Genomic DNA, 18165 nt, shown 5'->3' on the forward strand with positions numbered 1-18165 from the left:
ACCCCACCGCCACCTTTGAGCGGCTCGCCATTCTCATCTACAATACCCGGATTAAACGGATTTACAGGGAAAACTTTTACCGGGCGGTCACCAGTTTCCTTATCGTGTTCATCTTCATCGATACTGAGCGCATTATTCTCAACAACAATCCCAGCCTAAATGGCTGGGATTCGCCTGCTTACTGATTTAGCTTTTTAGCGCTCTTACGTTCTTGTATCCTCGCTTTTATCCATAGCCCTAGACCAAGAGCTGAGCCGACAACTCCCCCTTTTTTCAGCGAGAGCAGGATAGTTTCTTTCCAGTTGAGTTCAAAATAACCGATTTTGAAATAAACCAGCAACGCGCCCAAAGCACTTGCCATAAAACAAATTACAAAAAACACAAAAATGCAGCGGTAAATTAGGGTAACAAGCTCATATACTTTATTTCTTTTCATCTTTATACTCCGCTTTATCAAGAGCATTTTTTGCAGCATCGCTGACCATTTCACTTGCAGTGGAACCACCAACAGCTCCAACCGCCTCAGCCGTCCCCTCTTTAACTGCTGTCGATAACCCTCCTGTAATATATTTTTCCGCTTTACTCCCAACAACGGAACCTAGTCCAGCCCCAATAACCGAATTAGTTGGATTTTCCCCTTTGATTCCACTGCCTATAGCAGCTCCTGCCATATTTATTGCAGCAGATGCCCCAATACTTTTTCCTGTTGTCGCTGCTGATGTTAGCCCAGCCATTATTGCATCGACATAACTGAAAGGTTCTTTTCCAGACAACTGAGAGACTGTATTAACGCCCACCCCGATTGCCGCATTAGCCGCCATACCTTTCACAGTAAGGCCCAGTACATTACCACCAAACATCAGTGGCGCATCGCCAATACTGGCATTCGACTTATGATAGCCCCAGGTATTCATGATGCTCTGGGCCTTGGACATAGCTTCGGAGTCAGGAGCTCGTTTCATGTAATCCTGGCCAGAGAGCAGACCTGTAACCAGTTGCTGTGCTACCGCTGGCCCGTAGGCATTTTCCATTTCAGAAGCATAAACACGCAGATACCCGGCCAGTTCAGCTCGTTCCGTACTGGTCATCTGTGAAGGGTCTTTGGTGAATTTGGATACCAGCGCATCGCCACGTTTATCGGCATTTTCCAGCTTAATAAGCTCATTGGCTGTCGCTAATGACTTATCGCCGTTCTTAATTTTCTCAACAGCTTTATCAAGCTTGTCTGAAGATGTCGCTCCGAGGAAATTATTCTCAACCGCATTCTTCCCTGCTTTCGCTGCCGTCGTGGTTCCCGCCTGATTGTCAGCCACCACTCCGCCCGCTATACCTGCCGCTATCGTTCCCAGCATGCTCAGCATCTGGCGGTCTGATTCAGTCAGCGCATCTACTTTTTCCTGTGTATCCGCACCGTAGTAGTTCTTCGCGATATAGCGGGCCGCCAGTTCACCACTTGCCGCGCCTGCTGCACCCGCCGCTGCATTACCACCTGCAACCTCTGCGGCAATCCCGCCCCACAGCGCGTGTGCCAGCGTATTAGCGGCTTCATTGACCTTGCCATTTGCATCCGTGGTGCCCGCTTTTATAAGCTGCGCCATCGCCGGAGACATGCCGTCCGCTATCGCCTGTTTCAGATTTCCAACCGCCAGCCCTGCAACCACGCCAGAGACCGACTGCGCCGCCATCTGTAAGGTGCTTCCGGTACCGTACAGCTTCATCGTTTCCTGATATTTGTCACTGGTACGCAAAGCTTTAAGCCAGTCCTGGCGTTGCTGCTCTGTCGCATTTTCAGGAAGTGGATTGTCTTTTTCTGCGGCTTTCAGCCCTTTGATATCCCCCTCAGTGCGAACTATCTCCGCAATCTGACCACTGAGTTCCCCGGCCAGTTGTGCGGCCTGCAGGCGTTTCTGCTCTTTCTCCTTATCGAATATCGGGCTGATGCTGTCGTTGGCATGCTCCGTATCACGGCTGAGCGCTGCGATGGCCTGCTGTTGTTTCTCTCCGTCACGGACAGTGATATTCCCTTCGCTGACCGCCGCCTGGGTGGTACCTGCGGCATGTCCTTTACCGTTCAACCCGGCAAGCAGGGTCGAAGTGGCATTACTGATACCATTCATCGCAGCCTGCTGGCTGAACGTCCCGGCCCCCACGCCATTCCCGCCGCTAACGCTTATTCCGCTGTGGCTGACCTTATAATCGGCTTCATTGTGAATATCACTAAAGCCCAGTGTGCCTGTATCCAGGCTGTTTTTATCCGCTGTCGCAGTGGACGCAATCACCGCCCCGTCAAGCTGGGTATGATTGCCCACCGTGACGTCATAGCCGCCTTTACCCGCATACAGCCCGGTCTGCTCCTGCACCGAGTCATAGGTGCTCTTTATCTTGTCCTGACTGGCGTTGATGTAGCCGGAGCCAGTCATCGAACCAAAGGTGAAGCTGCCCCCGGCCCCAAAACTTTCCTGTTTTGAATGGTAGTTGTTGCTGTCCTGCAAACTGCTGAGCCACAGGTTGCGCCCCACATCAGCAACGATGGTGTTGCCGCTGACTTGTGCCCCGGTAAGCGTCGTGTCACGTCCGCTACTCAGCGTCGTGGTGCCACCGCTGTCGACAGTAGTTTCCGTCCACTCAGTGCCATCGCCTTTTTCATTACCTTTCGCGCCATTGACACTGGCAAATACGCTCAGACCCGCGCTGCCATTACCGACACCAAAGCTGACGCCCACACCGCCGCCGCTGCTGCTGTTGCTGCCCGTGGTTTTCTGGGTATTCGCTGCACCGCTTAACAGAATATCGTTTTGCGCGCTGAGCTGGGTATTGCCACCCGCCTTGAGCTGACTGCCGCCGATAAGGATATCACCGCTGTTGATGCCACCTTTTTTACCCGTTGCGATAACAGAGAGGTCGTTTCCGGCATTCAGCGTACTGCCTGTAACAGCATCGCTTTCCTGGTGCTGCTGCGATTTCGATTTCTGAGAATTCAGAGAAATACTGATACCAACACCGTTATTCGGGTCAGCAGAAGCCTGAGCCTGTTCGTAACCCTGGCTGGCCTGATATCCTGACAACGCTGCTTTGGTGGTCTGCAACGCTGCCAGGCGGCTGTCACTCTCATTTTTCGCCTCTTTCGCCGCGCTGACCGCATTGTTAATCGCCCCGCCCACCGCGCCGGAGAGCGCCACCGTCAGGCCGCTTGATTTTTGCTCAAATTTCTCGTCGCGGGTGCGTTTGTCATGACCCGGGTCAATCACCACACTGTCGCCGCTGAGCGAGAGGTTTTTCCCGGCGATTAAATCCGCGCCGCTGATGTGCGCCTGATTTCCGGCAGAAATTTCCACGCTACCGCCCGTCGAGCCTACGGTACTGAAGCTCTGACTCTGGGTGGTACCCTGTTCACGCAGGTCGTGCGTGGTCTTGTTGCTGCCGATGGTAAAACCGATTCCGCCAGAGCCCATCAGGCCGCTCTTTTTGGTCTCTTTAAAGCGCCACGATGTATCGCTGTTGGTGGCTGCCAGAATATCAACATTGTTCCCGCCGTGCAGCGACACGTCGCTGTCGCCGACCACATTTGAGCCTTTCACCAGCAGGTTATTCCCGGCCTGCGCGGTGACGTTATTACCGCTCAGCAAGGTTCCTGCTTCACGGGTAGCGCTGTCTTCCTCGATAGTATGCGTGGTCTTTTTGCTGAGGAACCCTTTTTTGGTTTTGGTCTGCTCGTAGTAGTGATAATCGCTTTCTGTTGCGGTGGTCAGGTTAATATCCCGACCTGCGCCAATACCGATGTCACCCTGCGCGGTGACCTGCGCCGCCTGGGCGTTCACGTCCTGCCCGGCAACGATGGTGGTGTCGCCGCCGCTGGCAATTTCTGTACCCTGCTGGCGTACTGACTCATCGATGACGGTTTTTTTCTTCTCATGCGAACTGCTGCCGCTGACAGAGGCTTCGGCCTGCAGGTTCACATCACGACCCGCCTGCAGGGTGACGTCATTTTCTGCCGCCATGCCTGCCGCCTGGCTGGTGATATCCTGCCCTGCCGCCAGCGTCAGGTTATCGCCTGCGCTGAGCGTCGTGCTGTCAACACCTGAACGATGCGTTTCACTGCTACCGTTCTGCGTGTTGCCGCTGTTCGCCGCAGCATTCAGGTTCAGGTCGTGGCCCGCTGTTAACAGGGCGCTGCCGCCCGCATCAACGTTACTGGCGGTCACGTTCAGATCGTTACCGGCCTGAATGGCCAGGTTGCTGCCCACCGTAATCGTACTGCCCTGATTCGTCACCGCAGAATTGCTCGTCGCTGTTACCCGACGAAAACCTGACTGGCTGTATCCTTCACTCACCTGATTGGCGCTAACGGTAATATCATTACCCGCCGCCATGGTCAGCGTGCCACCGGACTGTACCGCCGCCCCGGTGACACTGATATCCTGTCCGGCCCTCAGTGCGAGAGAATCCGTGGCGGAGAGAGTTGCCGTCTGGCCGACATCCGTCCCGCTTATTGTTATATTCCCGTTGCGTGAAGTGGCGTTGATATCCCACTGTTGCGCCTGGGTAATATTATTAATGCTGCCGACGCTCTCCAGTTGCACGGTTTTCCCGCGGATGGTGGAGCCGACATTATTAATATCGCCGAGTGCGCTCAAATTCAGCCCACCGCCCGCACTGACCAGCCCCGCATTCAGGTTGCTGATGCTGTTGCTGCTGTCGAGCGTCAGGCCGTTTTGTGCCGTCAGCGTGCTGCCACTGTTGGTAATGGTATTGCTGGTTAGCTGGACGTTGTTACCACTGATTACACTGCCGTTGTGGATCGTGACATCCTTCGGTGATAGATACACTTTCGGCACCATCACCGTCTGGCCGTTAACGGTGGCGCTTTCCCACCAGATAAGACTTTTATCCAGTGACGCGACCTGTGCTTCGGTCAGGGCCACACCAAACTGTAATCCCAGTGATTTTTGCTGTTCCGCTGCACTGTCGATCAGATAGCGCATCTGATCGAGATCGGTGCCAGTGCCGTTGATATAGCGGCTACCGGTCTGGTTCAATACATAGTTGCTGGCATAGCGGGTATCAAAGGCCGCATCGCCAAGGAAGCGGTAATCGTTGTCGGCGTTGAGGTTCAGCCTGTCGAGGAAATACGACGAGCCCAGGAACTGATTCTGGTCGGTCCAGGTTGGGTTGGTTTCTCGTGGAGCCGTGCCGGGTTTGACGCCAAGCAGGCTGTACAAATCGTTAAAGTACGTCGTATTCAGTTGACCCAGTCCATCCAGTTTTGGGTTAACCGTAATCAGATAAGGGCTATCCGGATCGCTGGCAGGGACAAAGTAACCATTATTCCCTGAAGGGAGTGGATAGAGGCCGGAATCGAGACCGCTTTGGACCAGTGACGAAACGCTATCGCCAGTAATGGATGCCGTCGGTTTTTGGTTTTGTGAGAGACCCAGCGTCTGAGCATTCATCTCCTGAAGGGCATTATTGTCAATATCCTGCCAGTCCGGATGAGCAAGATCAGTGGAATGTGCATTCGCCAGCGCCTGCAAATTTGTACCACCACCAATTTGTTGCAAGGAGGGGGTATTAAGAGACGGTGCAGTCAGGGTGTTGGCAATTTTGCCTGCATTTGATGTCGTACTACTATTCCCAATCTCATGACTGAAGGTTGCGGTCGCTTTGCCCCCTGCCATGATAGAGGCCCTAAACATTTCCCCATCAGCCTCTTCCGTTTCATGCCCTTTCAGATTGAAACTTAGCAGCCGCTCATTATCAGGCAAGCGATTGGAAACACCTGAATCATCGGTAGAGCCTTTTACGGGTAACGCATCAAGGGTATCTGTTGCATACCCTATAAACTCCGGATTATAGGTATAAACAAGCCAGTCGGTTGTTGTACCGGATTGCCAGCTCTGGTTGGTTAATGACTCCCCTGTAAGATAAATGTCCTGATTAGCAAGAAGATTACTTGCATTATTAACAAGGGTGTTTGCATTTATTGTTAGATTCCTACCGGAAGATATAGTAGCAATCCCCCCAGTGCTGGTAACTTCGAGCTTTGTCTGTCCTGACAGAAATTTCTGTTCTGGCGTACTTTCAAACCCTGCGTAATAGTACTGGTTATAATGAATATGATTGCAGGCGCTATGAGTGCCGCAAGGACCAAGATCCTGATCGATACGTTTTTTTAAGATCCCGTAGCTACCCTCCGCCAGTTGGCCAACGTCGACATATATTGTTGCGTCACCCATCCCGGAAATTGTCGAATTTCCATCAATATGCGTCTCTTTCGTTTCCAGCCCTTCGCGTGTATTCAACAAACTCCCGGTATTAATCGTAATATCCCCACGCTGCGTCTCAATCGTGCCGGAGGTATTGACCACTTCCTGATTCGCCGCACCGCTGGCATCTTTCTGCATCCACAGGCTGTCGCCTGCCAGGATATCGCCCGCCTGATTATGAATACGATTTGCGAACAACTTCATATTCTGCCCGGCGTAGAGCAGCGCCGCGTTGAGCAACGTTCCGGCGGTGTTAAGCGTCAGCGAACCCGCTGTCCCGGTGAAGCCGTTAAGCGTGATATCGCCCGCGCTGTCGAGGGCGACATCACCGCCAGCCTGTAATGAGCCTCGTGTATCCAGCAGGATCTGGCGGCCACTGAGCGTTGATTTACCCGAACCCGCCGTCAATGATCCGTTGTTTACTAAACGCCCACCCGCGTTCAGTGTCAGGCCATTGCCCTGAAGAATATGGTTGTTGGTGATATCACCCTGACTTGTCAGCGTCAGTTGTTGCCCGGCAGCCACCCCCCCCTGCGAGCTAAAAGCATTAATCAGTGTGGCAGTAAGATTGCCCATCGCCACCAGGTCACCCACGCCCGTCAGTGCCGTGGCGTTTATCCGCAGATCGCCGCCGCTGTAGAGCTTGCCGCTCTCCTGCGTCACCGAGGTGGATTTCACCGCCAGCGTATTTTTACCCAGCAGCGTGCCGCTGTTGTCGAGTGTCGGAACATTAATGTTCAGCATCTCAGCCTGGAAAAGGCCGCTGTTGGTCAGGCGGGAACCTGTCAGCGTGGCAGTCCCACTGGCAACCGTTGTGCCCGCGTTGGCGAAGCTCGCGACATTCAGCAGCAGGTTTGTTGCCTGTAACGTTCCCTGCCCGCTGTAATCCGGCGTGGTGAGCGTAAGATCGCTGCCGGAAAGCAGCCTGCCGTTATTCACCGTTTTCTGATTAGCGGTCAGTGTCGTGATGCCGTTACCCTGCATGACGCCATCGTTTATCAACTGCGGTGCCGTCACATTGAGCGTTTTCTGGCTGAGGATTGTGCCGTTTGCCTGGTTTGTGAGCGCCTGGATTAGCGCAAGCGTCAGGGTATTCCCCTGAAGGCGCCCGCTGTTTTCCAGCGTTTTTGCTTTAACGGTACTTTGATTACCCTGAATCTGCCCACTGTTCGTCAGCGCCGTCGTTCCGATATTCAGCGAGCCGCCTGTCAGTAATTTACCCTGTTGCGTCAGTGTGCCTGTCAGGTCAATACCCAGCCCGTTCACACCGCTGATTTCACCGCTGTTTTTAAGCGAATCACCCGATAACGTGAAGGTGCTGGCGCTCCATAATCCCGCGTTATCCAGCGTAGCAGCATCCAGCGTCATCTCGCCCAGTGCGGTTATTTTGCTGTTCTGCGCACCGGTGAGCGATTGTTCGAGAGTCAGTTGCAGGCTGTCGGCGCTCTGCAGTACGCCGGTGTTATTCAGCGAGTTGCCGGTCAGCGTTACCGTATCGGCCTGCCAGCTACCGCTGTTGATGACATCCGTGGCCGTGGAGGTAAGCGCGCCCTGGCTGAGCAGTTTCCCGCTATTGTTAAGCACACCTTTATCGTGCAGCGTCAGCGATTTCAGGCCAATCATGGTGCCCGTGTTATCAATACTGTTCTGTTCCAGCGTCAGGGTATCGCCCTGTAATGCACCGCTGTTATTCAGCACGTTTCCTGAAAGCAGCATCTGACCCACAGCCAGCACGCTGCCGCTGTTTTTGAATGTATCGCTGGTGAGCGTCAGCATGCTCTGGCTTAACAGTTCCCCGCTGTTGCTGAGCAGGCCTGCGAGCGTTGCCCTGAGCTGCCCCTGCGCCAGTAATGAACCTTTATGCGTCCATTCCGTCGCAGTCAGCGCAATATTCTGTCCCTGAGTGGTGCCTTCGCTGAGGAGTTTCCCGGCAGAGATATCCACATTACCTGCACTTAACCAGCGCGCGCCCTGCCCCTGACTGAGCGTGTCACCCGCGACACTCAGCCCTGTTGCCCCCTGTAATAAGCCGTTGCCGGATAATGTCGTGCTTTTCACCGTCAGACTGTCAGCGGCAATCTGCCCGCCGTTATCCAGCGTGGTGGTGTTCAGCGCCAGCGTCTTATCGCTGGTGAGCACACCCTTATTGGTAATCTGTGGATTGTTGAGCGTTAAGTCACCAGCGCTGTAAACCGAGCCACTGGCCTGGTTCGTCAGTGCGGAAGTATTCAGCTTCAGCGTATCGGTACCCGCCAGCGCGCCGCTGTTGTCCAGCGTATTCGCCGTCAGTGAGAGCGCATCAGCGAGAAGTGTGCCGCTGTTGTTTAAGGTAGTGGCATCTATCGTGGCGTTCGCACCACGACTTTTACCGCTGTGATGCAGCGCGTTCGTGATGTTCGCATTAAGATTTTTCGCCGCAATCTGTGTGCCGGCAAGGCTGGCCTGCTCTGCGCTCAGCAGGAGAGAACCGTCGCTTTGCGTCAATGCTCCGTCGAGAGTGTTCAGCGTGTTGCCCGTAAACGCCAGATCTCCGCCAGCCCAGATTTCCCCGGCCAGGGTGATAGCATCGGCATTCACCCGGATTGCGCCCGCGCTTTGCGTCAGGCTGCCTGCTTCGGTTGTCACATCTGAAGCGTGAATGGAGAGGTTTTTTGCTCCGGTTAGCGTACCATTCTGATGAATGTTACCCGCCGTGACAGTCATGCCACTGTCACTGACCAGCTCTCCCGTGTTGGTAAACGTATTGCTGACAATCAGTTGCGTATCGCCTTTCGCTCCGATTTTACCCTTCTGGGTAACGTTATCGGCGGTGATAATCAGTGCGCCGTTGCTGCTCAGCGAGCCGTTACTGGTCAGATTGCCCGCGTAAAGAGCAACATCATCACCCTTCATCACCCCGCTGTTCAGCATTTCAGGGCCGCGCACTGTCAGTTGTGGCGCGGACAGCACACCGCTGTTATTCAACTGCTGCCCGGCACTGACATTCAGGGTTGTGCCCTGGATCATCCCCGCGCTGAGCAGGCGCTCGCCGTTGATCGTCGTCTTCGGTGCAACGATCGTCGCACCGGACTGGTTATCCAGTGTCTCTGTTTGCAGAGTGAATGCGTTACGTCCCTCGAGTGTTCCGGTGTTGACCATGCTTTGCGCATTCAGGTCGACATCAGACGCCAGCAGTGTGCCGCTGTTAGTCAGGCGGGTACCATCCGCCTTAAATGTAGTCGCCGATGTTTTACCGCTGTGGATAAGGCTGTCGCTGACCTTAAGCGTGAGTGCGCCGCGAGCCACCTGTGTGCCGTAAAGCTGTGCACTCAGTACGTCCACGTTGACGCTCTCACCCTGCGTCTGTGCAGTCGCAAGGGTTTTCAGGCGATTCCCGTTGACGGTAAGACTGCCGCTGGCGCTGGTTTCCCCGGCAAGCGTCGCCTCGCGCGCAGAAAGCGACAAAGCTCCCTCACTGTGGAGCACGGAGGCTGCGGTGGCGGTATAAATATCTGTCGAGACGCCAAGCCCCTGCCCCCCGGACAGCGTGCCGCTGTTCGCTATCTGCCCGGCACTGAGCATCAGCTCGCTGTCGCTGATTAAGCGCCCCCGGTTATCAAGCTGCCCGGACAGGGTGACCGTCGTTTTGCCTGTTGCACCGTTATCACCGGAAAGCGTGGCATTACGGGCGTGGATATCCAGCGTGGAGGCACTCTTCAGGCTGCCTGAACTGGTCATATCCGTCCCTGTAATGTCCAGACTGTTGCCCTGAACCGTGCCGCTGTTCACCAGTGTGCCTGTTTTGACGCTGGCCTTCGTACCGGCAGCAAGCGTTGCACCGTTATCCAGGCTGGCGCTGTTGACGGAGAGGGATTTCCCGGCAACGGCACTGCCTTTAAGCGTGGCAGCCCCCGTTGTGGTGATGGCAATATTCCCCGTGGCACTGGTCTGGCTGCCGTTCGCCTGGTTAAGTGCCTGACCACTGAGGGTGATATCCGCCGCGCTCAGGCTGCCGCTCTGCGTCAGCGCACCGACTTTCACCGTAAGCTGCTGGCCCGCCGCCACGGAACCGTTCAGTGTGGCCTTTTGTGACGCATTCAGGGAAAGATGGCGTGCAGCGGTCAGTTGTATACCGGTCGTCAGCGTTTTCGCGTTCACCGTGGCATCCTGTTTTGCCACGTTTTTACCGCTGAGCTCGGCGTTTTCGGTGCTGCTGATGGTCAAATTTCGCCCGGCACCCGCCTGCGCATCGGCACGCTGGGAGAGCCTGTTCGCCGTGAGCGAGGCGTCCACGCCCGCGGTCAGCGAACCGCCGTTTTGCGTCAGCTTACCGTCTGTCGTGAGCTGCAGATTTTTATCGGCAGCAAGTTGTGTGTTATCGAGGGTCAGCCCTGTCTGACCGTGGGCGGTCATATTACCGCCCGCTTTATGCTCGCCGCTTAACGTAATTTCCGTACCCGTTACCGTGGTGTTGCCGCTGGCGAGGCTGTTTTTGACCACCAGTTGCCCGGCACTATTAAGAGTGATATCCCCCTGGCGGGCATTCAGATTACCGACGTTGACCCCGACGCCTTTCTCGCCGGAGACCAGATGAATGCGATTTGCGTACATCCCGCCCAGCGCCCCGGTATCAATCGCCACCTTCGGCGTGGCCCCCTCCCCTTTCAGCCCCGTCACGCTGCCGTCAGCGCCGACGCGATTAGCCCCGGCCGTTACGTTCAAATCTTTTGCATGCAGCGCGGCATTAATCTCCGTGGCACGCGCAATAATTGACACCGCATCGCTCTGGCTGCCGTCCAGCCCCTGTCCTTCAATGGTGATGCTGCCTTTTGTAACATCGAGCGACTGGAGTTTACCGTTCGCATCCAGCACCGGTTTGCCGGTGGTCAGTGTGGCATTCGGCGTATTGATAAATCCGCAGCCGTTACAGGTGATGCCGTAGGGGTTGGCAACAATGACATTGGCGGCTTTCCCGGCAACTTCGGTGTAGCCCTGCAACTGTGAGCGGTTCGTCCCGGTCACTTCGTTGATAATGCCTTTCGCTTCCTGCCCGGCCTTCAGGTTCGGGTTATTCTGAATAAGGCCGCCAAGCTGTGTCTGATTCAGCTTTCCGGTGGCGTTATTCAGAATAAGCCCTTCTTTCCCGACGTTGTAATCCTGGTATTTGTTGTGCGAAATGCCGGACGTATTAGGCGTGGCGATGTTCACCACCGGCACACCATTCCCCGCTTTGTCCATCTGCGTACCGCCAGAAGGTGTGATGGTCGCCGCGATGGCAGGCAGTATCGGCTGGGTCGCCAGCAGACTGCTCATCAATACACTCAGAATACGTTGCGAAAAATGAACCCGGTCCTTTGCCATCATCCTGCCCCTTACAGTGCTACGGTCACACGGTAATAAATATTGATGTGGTCCGGCGCCAGCCAGCCCGGATAGGCCAGCGGCGTACCAACGGTGAACTGGCTGGAGAACCAGCGCCCGGCGCTGGACAGCCCCACCGCCGCGCCCCACAGCGTGCCCGCCGCATACGGGTGGTGCGCGTCTTTTTTCAGCCAGCCGCCGTCGAGCGCGGCCAGCGCGCTAATTTGTCCCAGCACCGGGAGGGTCAGAAGCGTGTAGTTCACTTCATTTCGCCAGTAGCCACCGTTATCGCCAGAGATATACTGCTCTTTAAAGCCGCGTACCGAACTTTCACCACCGATGCTCAGGCGCTCGCTACCGTAGAGCCGGTCCGGCGACCACTGGGCATAAACGCTGGAAAGCCACCACAGGTTATCGGTAAGGCCGCGCTGCCAGCTGGCATTCAGGCTCCACTTGCGAAACTGCGCTTTAGGCTGGTCGGGGTACTGATGGTCATCAGTGGCATCAAACCACGGCATACCGCGGCTGAAGGTCGGGTTGAAGGTCGCCACGCCGCCGAAGACTTTCTGCGTGTGATTAAGGCCGAACAGCAGGCTGGTCATCTCCTGGCTGCTGCTATCAAGCTTCACGCCGTCGAGGAAATTACGGTTAACGCGATGATTCAGGCCAAGCGAGACCCCGGTTTTCAGGTCGCCGTTGCGAAACAACACGTGGGAATAATTCACCCGGTGCGTTTCCGTGTCGCCCGTGGATCGCCAGTTGTAGCCTGCGTTATCAATGACGTTGAGGTAGTCGTTCCAGCTGTAGGTGTAATCAAACAGCCCATAGCCGTAGGGGATGCTGACACCTGCGGCAAGATTTTTCGCATCGCGCGAATGAGAAAACGCGCTGCTGCGCCCGCCGCTGACAAACCATTTATCTGCCAGCCCCAGAAGATTGTTACCTACCAACGAACCTGTGATCTGCCCGACGCCGGTGCTTTTCTGCCCGCTGTTATCGAAACCGACAGAAGCCTGAAGCGGAAATTCCGGCGTGGCGGTGAGATTAACGATGGATTCGCCCGGCTGGTCACCCGGCAATATCTCAATCTGAACCGGTGTAGTCCGCACGCGGTTGATTTGCTCCATCCCCTGCTCTATATCGCGCAGGTTCAGAGGCTTACCTTCCAGTCCGGGAAAGGTCATTTTCAGCGTCCGTTCCGGCACACCTTCCAGGCGGATTTGCTGTAATCGCCCTTCCAGTACAGCAATGTGCAGCTCGCCACCGGAGAGGTCCTGCTCGGTCAGGTATGCACGGCTGGTGATATAGCCACGCTGAATGTACCAGTCGGAAATCTGATTCGTCAGTTGAGTGATTTGCGCGATATTGAGGCAGCGCCCCTGCCAGGGACGAATGATTTTTTGCTGCTCGCGGGGGGAGAGAAGTGTCACTCCCTGAAGGGTTATCTGGTTGAGAGTAAAGCAAGGGCCGCCTGCCTGCTCCGGTTCTGCAGATGGCGTGACGCGCGGCAACGGCGTGGCGCGCTGAAGCTCATCACGTTGCTGCTGGCTCTGGTCCAGAAGCTGCTGTTGTTGTTGCTGAACTGCGTTCCTGTCAGCAGGCGATAAAGGCGCTGCCGCGCCGGAGAAGGCTACGCCCGTCAAAAGGAGCGCGGCAGCAAATTGCTGTGAAGAGAGTGCCATCCACCATTTCCCTGATTATCAAAGTTATTTTTATAAAAAGCACACAGTGTGAATGGACATTGCACTTTAAGTAAAATCATGTCAACAAATGTAAGCGCTTGTATTTGCTAAGCTAGCCGGAGAAAAACTCTGCTGGAATTGAGAAATATCAATATATCAATGAGATGAATGGCCGATTTTTTATCGGATAAATGTTTCTTTTTTATTCTTCAATGTTAAGAAATGTGAATCTAAACAATAGAATTAATCCGATTTTTCTGCCTCACCTCTGCCTGTCGCCTTTCTGTTTCACACAACTGCCTCTGAAAGAACGACATAGTGAGATCTGTTTCACAAAACCCTCCATCTGAAAATTCTGTCCATATTACAGGGACTCTTACCTATCACACATTCCTGCACATCACCTTAGAGTAAACCCATGTTTAAAAAATCATTACACACGTTTATTCAGCCAACAGGAGTAGTAGTCAATGATCGATTTTAAAGACCCACGTCAGGTAGCCAAAGCCATTCAGTTTACCAACGTTAACCCGGACCTGACTCGCGAAGGACTTATCCAGCATCTGAATATCTGCATGGAATACCAGTTTGATGCCGCGATGATTGCCCCTTGCTGGGTCTCTCTTGCGAAGGATGTTCTGAAAGGAACCAATATTCGCGTCGCCACGACCGTCAATTTCCCTCAGGCGAACGACACCACGGCAATGAAAGTTGCACTGGTAAGAGAACTGGCGAAAGAAGGCGCGGATGAGTTTGATTTTCCGCCGAACCCAGGTTTCCTGCTGGGCGGGCTCGATGACCTCTATTTCAATGAACTGAAAGAAGTCACGCATGTTGCTCACGACCTGGGCATGAAAGTCAAAGCAATGCTGGAGTTTGGCTTTATTACTGAAGAAGCCATGAAAATCAAAGCAACACGCTATGCCTACGAAGCCGGTATCGACTGGGTTAAACAATCGAGCGGTTGGGGTAAAGGCGGCTGTGCAGCAACAGTAGAAGATGTACAACTTCTCAAAGCAAATATTCAGGCACCGTGCCGCGTAAAAGTATCCGGTAAAGTGAATACCCTGGAAAAAATGCAAGAGATGTTCGCAGCCGGTGCAGAACTGGTGGGCACCAGCTCTGGCCCTGAACTGGTTAATGGTCTGGTTGGTGACATCAACGCCTATTAAACAAAAGGTGCCGCTGGCAACAGCGGCACTGCACCCCGCACAGTTTAAGGAGTATGTGATGAGTGTATTTATTCTCGGCAGCTACGCAAAGGCTCTGGTGATGACCGCCGACCGGATTCCATTAGCCGGTGAAACGCTGATTGGGCATGACTTTCGCCAGACATGGGGAGGAAAAGGTTCAGATATGGCCGTGCAAGCGGCGCGTCTCGGTGCGGATGTTATTTATAACGGCGTTGTCGGTAATGATACGTTCGGTAATGAGTTTATTGAACTCATGCAGGAAGAAGGCATCAATATCGACGCGCTCACCGTGACGGCAGCATTGCCGACCGGCGCAGGCTTAATTGTTAAAGACAGAGACGCCCGGAATATTATTGTTGTGGATATGGGCGCCAATAAATTATTCAGCCCGGCCCTGGTGGATAACGCGGAACATCAATTAAAAAAATGCAATGTTGCCCTCGCGCAGCTTGAAATACCGCTTAAAACGGCACTCTACGGGCTGAAGAAGGCCAAAGCACTAGGCAAAACCACTATTCTGAACCCGGCGCCAGCACGGGATTTAAGAGAGCTCGATCTAAGCGCCGTTGACTATCTGACGCCGAACGAAACCGAAGCACGCGTTGCCCTGGGGTTAGCGCCGGACGATGCGTTGAGCAATAGAGAAGTGGCCGATCGCCTGCTGGAGACCGGATGTCAGTATGTCGTGATGACATTGGGCGACGCGGGTTCAGCTGTTTTCTCTCGTGATACCACGCAAACTATTCCCCCCTGTCCCGTCGATGTTATCGACAGCAATGGCGCCGGAGACAGCTTTAATGCAGCCCTTGCCGTCGCGCTGGACGAAGGCCGACCGGTGAGCGAAGCCGCCTTATTCGCCAATGCCACAGCCGCCCTTTGCTGTTCAGACTGGGAAACCGTGCCTTCCTATAAATACCGCACTGATGTCGATACGTTTATTCGCGCCAGTACAACAATGAAGGAATAAAAATAATGCGCCCCGATAGAATATTACACCCTGAACTTGCCGCGGCATTAGCCACGTTAGGCCATACCGACATTGTACTGGTGACCGATGCGGGCTTCCCCATTCCTGCCGGAGCGAATCGTATCGATCTCGGTATCTGGCCGGGTACGGTCGATGTGCGTGAGATTCTGCGCGTGCTGCACAAGGAGATTTTTGTTGAAGATGTCCTGTTCGCCAGTGAAGTCCGTGATTGCCACCCACAGCTTTATCAGGATGTACAAACGATCTATACCGGCTCCGGTGCAGAATTTCATTGCGCCAGCCATGAAAAGCTGTGCGACGACATTGCCCATCGGGCCAAATTAATTATTCGCTCAGGTTCGTTTGAGCCGTGGGCAAATTTTGCTCTTGTCGCCAGCACCGATCCTTTCGCCTGGTTTACCGAAGCCTCCGGAGTCGCCCCGCTACCCACCTACGTCGCCCGACGTCAACGCATTATCGACAACGCCACACCGTGTATGAACTGACTGGAGGATATGATGAAAGCAGCTGTAGTGAGTGAAAGCCAACCCGGTAAAGTCGATGTTCTTGAGCGCACCCTGCGCCCTCTGGCCCCCGGCGAAGCGCGGGTGAATGTTGAGTGCTGTGGCGTTTGTCATACAGATTTACACGTTGTACAGGGTGATTTCGGCCCCGTACCAGGCCGTATTCCGGGCCATGAAGGCATCGGTATCGTTGCCGAAGTTGCCTATGATGTCACCTGCCTGAAACCCGGCGATCGCGTCAGCATCGCCTGGTTCTACGAAGGATGCGGGGTTTGTGAATACTGCATCAGCGGCCGGGAGACGTTTTGCCGGAGCGTGAAAAACGCCGGTTACAGCGTCGATGGCGCGATGGCAGAACAATGTATCGTTAAAGCAGAGTACGCCGTCAAAGTCCCCGATGGGCTTGATCCGCTGATTGCCAGCAGCATTACCTGTGCAGGCGTGACAACCTATAAAGCAATTCGCGTCTCTGGTGTGCGTCCCGGCCAATGGCTGGCTATCTGGGGCGCAGGTGGTCTTGGAAATATGGCGATTCAGTTTGCCCACAATGTCTTCAATGCCCGGGTTATCGCTATTGATATCCAGGATGACAAACTGGCTCTGGCCCGCGAGTGCGGTGCGGAAATCACGCTCAATCCTGCCCGGGATGATGTGCCCGCACGCATCCAGGCCATCACCGAAGGTGGCGCGCATACGGCGGTTGTCGTCGCCGTGGCAAAATCGGCCTTTAATCAGGCGGTGAACAGTGTCAGAGCTGGTGGGAAAGTCGTGTGCGTTGCGGTTCCCGCAGGCGATCTTGATCTCAATATTGTGAAAACCGTTCTTGATGGCATCCAGATCGTCGGCAGCCTGGTTGGCACTCGCCAGGATCTCGCAGAGGCATTTGAACATGCGCTGGCAGGGCGCGTTCGTCCCGTGGTGCAAACCCGGCGCCTGAATGAAATCAATGCCATTTTTAACGAAATGGAAAGCGGCACTATTCAGGGAAGAATGGTCATCGACCTGCGCACCTCGCAGCCTGAAGTGGAGCCAAATGCATGAAAATCACTGGCTGGCGTACGCTCAAAAGCTGGCATCACTGGGGACGCCCCATTGGTGATGTCAATGGCACGATAACGTCCGGCATCACGGAAGTACCGGTTCTGATTCTGGAGACAGATGAAGGTATTTGCGGTATCGGCGTCGGCGGGCACGCCGATATCGAACGGATTTTCCCGGCTATCGAAGGGGAAGATCCCCGCGCGGTAACGGCGCTTTATGACCGAATGCAAGCCTGGGTATTCAAAAGCGGGCATACCGGTAGCGTTTTTGGTGCCATTGGCGTGGTGGACATGGCGCTGTGGGATCTCAAAGCGAAGTGCGCCGGAGAACCTCTCTGGCGATTGCTGGGCGCAAGAGATGCCTTTGTTCCCGGCTATGCATCCGGGCTTGATTACCCTCTCCCGCTCGACGAACTCGTCGTACTGCATCAACGCTTTGCCGACCGCGGATTTACAGCCTTCAAGTTGAAGGGCGGTCTGGATGTTGAACAGGATCTGGAACGGTTGCTGGCCGTCCGGGACGTTTATCGCTGCAACACCCCCTCTCCGGCGGTGATGATTGATGTCAATGAATCCATGAGCGTTAAGCATGCTGTGCGCTACGTTGACAGGCTACAGGAAGCGCTGGACCTGAGCTGGATTGAAGAGCCGGTGCGCCGTTGGGACGCCGCGGGTCATGCCACGGTTCGCCAGCAGGTACGCTGCGCTGTCGCCACCGGTGAAAATCTGACGGGGCTTGAGCAGTTTCAGCCGCTGCTTCAGGCACAGGCCGTCGATGTTCTGCAGGCGGGAATGTGCTGGGGGATCACGCACTTCCTGCGCCTTGCCAATCTGGCTCAGGCATTCAGCTTACCCGTCAGCCCAGTGGGCTATAACGCGAACCCGGTTGCCCATGCTGCTGCTGCGGTGTCGAACCACCTGAGCTGTGAGATTCAGGATCTCAGTTTTCCATTGGGTCTACAGGTGGATCAGCGCATTGAGAATGGCGGCATCGCACTGGGTAATGAGCCAGGGCTTGGCATCACCGTGGATGAAGCCATGTTGAATACACATCAACGCGACGGAAGTTGGACAATCGCGCAGGGTCCGCACGTCAGACCTAAACGGGCGGGGCTTCGTTTATCCCTGCGTTCTGCGCAAGGTGAAGAATAATGGA

8 protein-coding genes are annotated in these 18165 nt (G+C 54.7%); 5 read left to right on the forward strand and 3 right to left on the reverse strand.

Features of this window, described 5'->3' with window-relative positions:
• Nucleotides 1–178: 178 nt before the first annotated feature.
• From ACWWFX_RS19415 to ACWWFX_RS19425, 3 genes are read right to left on the reverse strand one after another with little or no spacing between them, the layout of a single operon-like run.
• Complete coding sequence (locus ACWWFX_RS19415) at nucleotides 179–436, reverse strand: hypothetical protein (protein ID WP_473224523.1); 258 nt, start codon at nucleotides 434–436, stop codon at nucleotides 179–181.
• Nucleotides 423–11603 carry a hemagglutinin repeat-containing protein gene (locus ACWWFX_RS19420; RefSeq protein WP_473224552.1) on the reverse strand — a complete coding sequence of 3727 codons (11181 nt, stop codon included), beginning with the start codon at nucleotides 11601–11603 and terminating at the stop codon, nucleotides 423–425. The genes ACWWFX_RS19415 and ACWWFX_RS19420 overlap by 14 nt, the downstream gene beginning before the upstream one ends.
• A gap of 11 nt (nucleotides 11604–11614) precedes the next feature.
• A complete protein-coding gene (locus tag ACWWFX_RS19425) occupies nucleotides 11615–13285 on the reverse strand; it encodes a ShlB/FhaC/HecB family hemolysin secretion/activation protein (protein WP_473224524.1) in 1671 nt (556 codons plus the stop codon).
• A 470-nt stretch (nucleotides 13286–13755) separates the two neighbouring features.
• On the opposite strand from ACWWFX_RS19425, the gene deoC reads away from it, so the two are divergent.
• The 5 genes from deoC to ACWWFX_RS19450 are packed head-to-tail and all read left to right on the forward strand — an operon-like array spanning nucleotide 13756 to nucleotide 18161.
• Nucleotides 13756–14457, forward strand: coding sequence for a deoxyribose-phosphate aldolase (gene deoC / locus ACWWFX_RS19430; protein WP_473224525.1), 702 nt, complete (start codon nucleotides 13756–13758; stop codon nucleotides 14455–14457).
• 58 nt (nucleotides 14458–14515) lie between these two features.
• Complete coding sequence (locus ACWWFX_RS19435; protein WP_473224526.1) at nucleotides 14516–15445, forward strand: ribokinase; 930 nt, start codon at nucleotides 14516–14518, stop codon at nucleotides 15443–15445.
• A 5-nt stretch (nucleotides 15446–15450) separates the two neighbouring features.
• The gene (gene rbsD / locus ACWWFX_RS19440) at nucleotides 15451–15951 is read left to right on the forward strand and encodes a D-ribose pyranase (protein WP_473224527.1); all 501 of its coding nucleotides are present in this window, start codon (nucleotides 15451–15453) and stop codon (nucleotides 15949–15951) included.
• 12 nt (nucleotides 15952–15963) lie between these two features.
• Nucleotides 15964–17010: an alcohol dehydrogenase AdhP gene (gene adhP / locus ACWWFX_RS19445; RefSeq protein WP_473224553.1), complete on the forward strand. Its 1047-nt coding sequence runs from the start codon at nucleotides 15964–15966 to the stop codon at nucleotides 17008–17010.
• Complete coding sequence (locus tag ACWWFX_RS19450; protein WP_473224528.1) at nucleotides 17007–18161, forward strand: mandelate racemase/muconate lactonizing enzyme family protein; 1155 nt, start codon at nucleotides 17007–17009, stop codon at nucleotides 18159–18161. The genes adhP and ACWWFX_RS19450 overlap by 4 nt, the downstream gene beginning before the upstream one ends.
• Nucleotides 18162–18165: the final 4 nt, after the last annotated feature.

Source organism: Pseudocitrobacter sp. 2023LY-00077 (assembly GCF_055796175.1).

Bases quoted from the DNA above. Each gene is read 5' to 3' on its own strand.
- ACWWFX_RS19415 (WP_473224523.1), bottom strand. From the start codon at position 436: ATGAAAAGAAATAAAGTATATGAGCTTGTTACCCTAATTTACCGCTGC.
- ACWWFX_RS19420 (WP_473224552.1), bottom strand. From the start codon at position 11,603: ATGGCAAAGGACCGGGTTCATTTTTCGCAACGTATTCTGAGTGTATTG.
- ACWWFX_RS19425 (WP_473224524.1), bottom strand. From the start codon at position 13,285: ATGGCACTCTCTTCACAGCAATTTGCTGCCGCGCTCCTTTTGACGGGC.
- deoC (WP_473224525.1), top strand. From the start codon at position 13,756: ATGATCGATTTTAAAGACCCACGTCAGGTAGCCAAAGCCATTCAGTTT.
- ACWWFX_RS19435 (WP_473224526.1), top strand. From the start codon at position 14,516: ATGAGTGTATTTATTCTCGGCAGCTACGCAAAGGCTCTGGTGATGACC.
- rbsD (WP_473224527.1), top strand. From the start codon at position 15,451: ATGCGCCCCGATAGAATATTACACCCTGAACTTGCCGCGGCATTAGCC.
- adhP (WP_473224553.1), top strand. From the start codon at position 15,964: ATGAAAGCAGCTGTAGTGAGTGAAAGCCAACCCGGTAAAGTCGATGTT.
- ACWWFX_RS19450 (WP_473224528.1), top strand. From the start codon at position 17,007: ATGAAAATCACTGGCTGGCGTACGCTCAAAAGCTGGCATCACTGGGGA.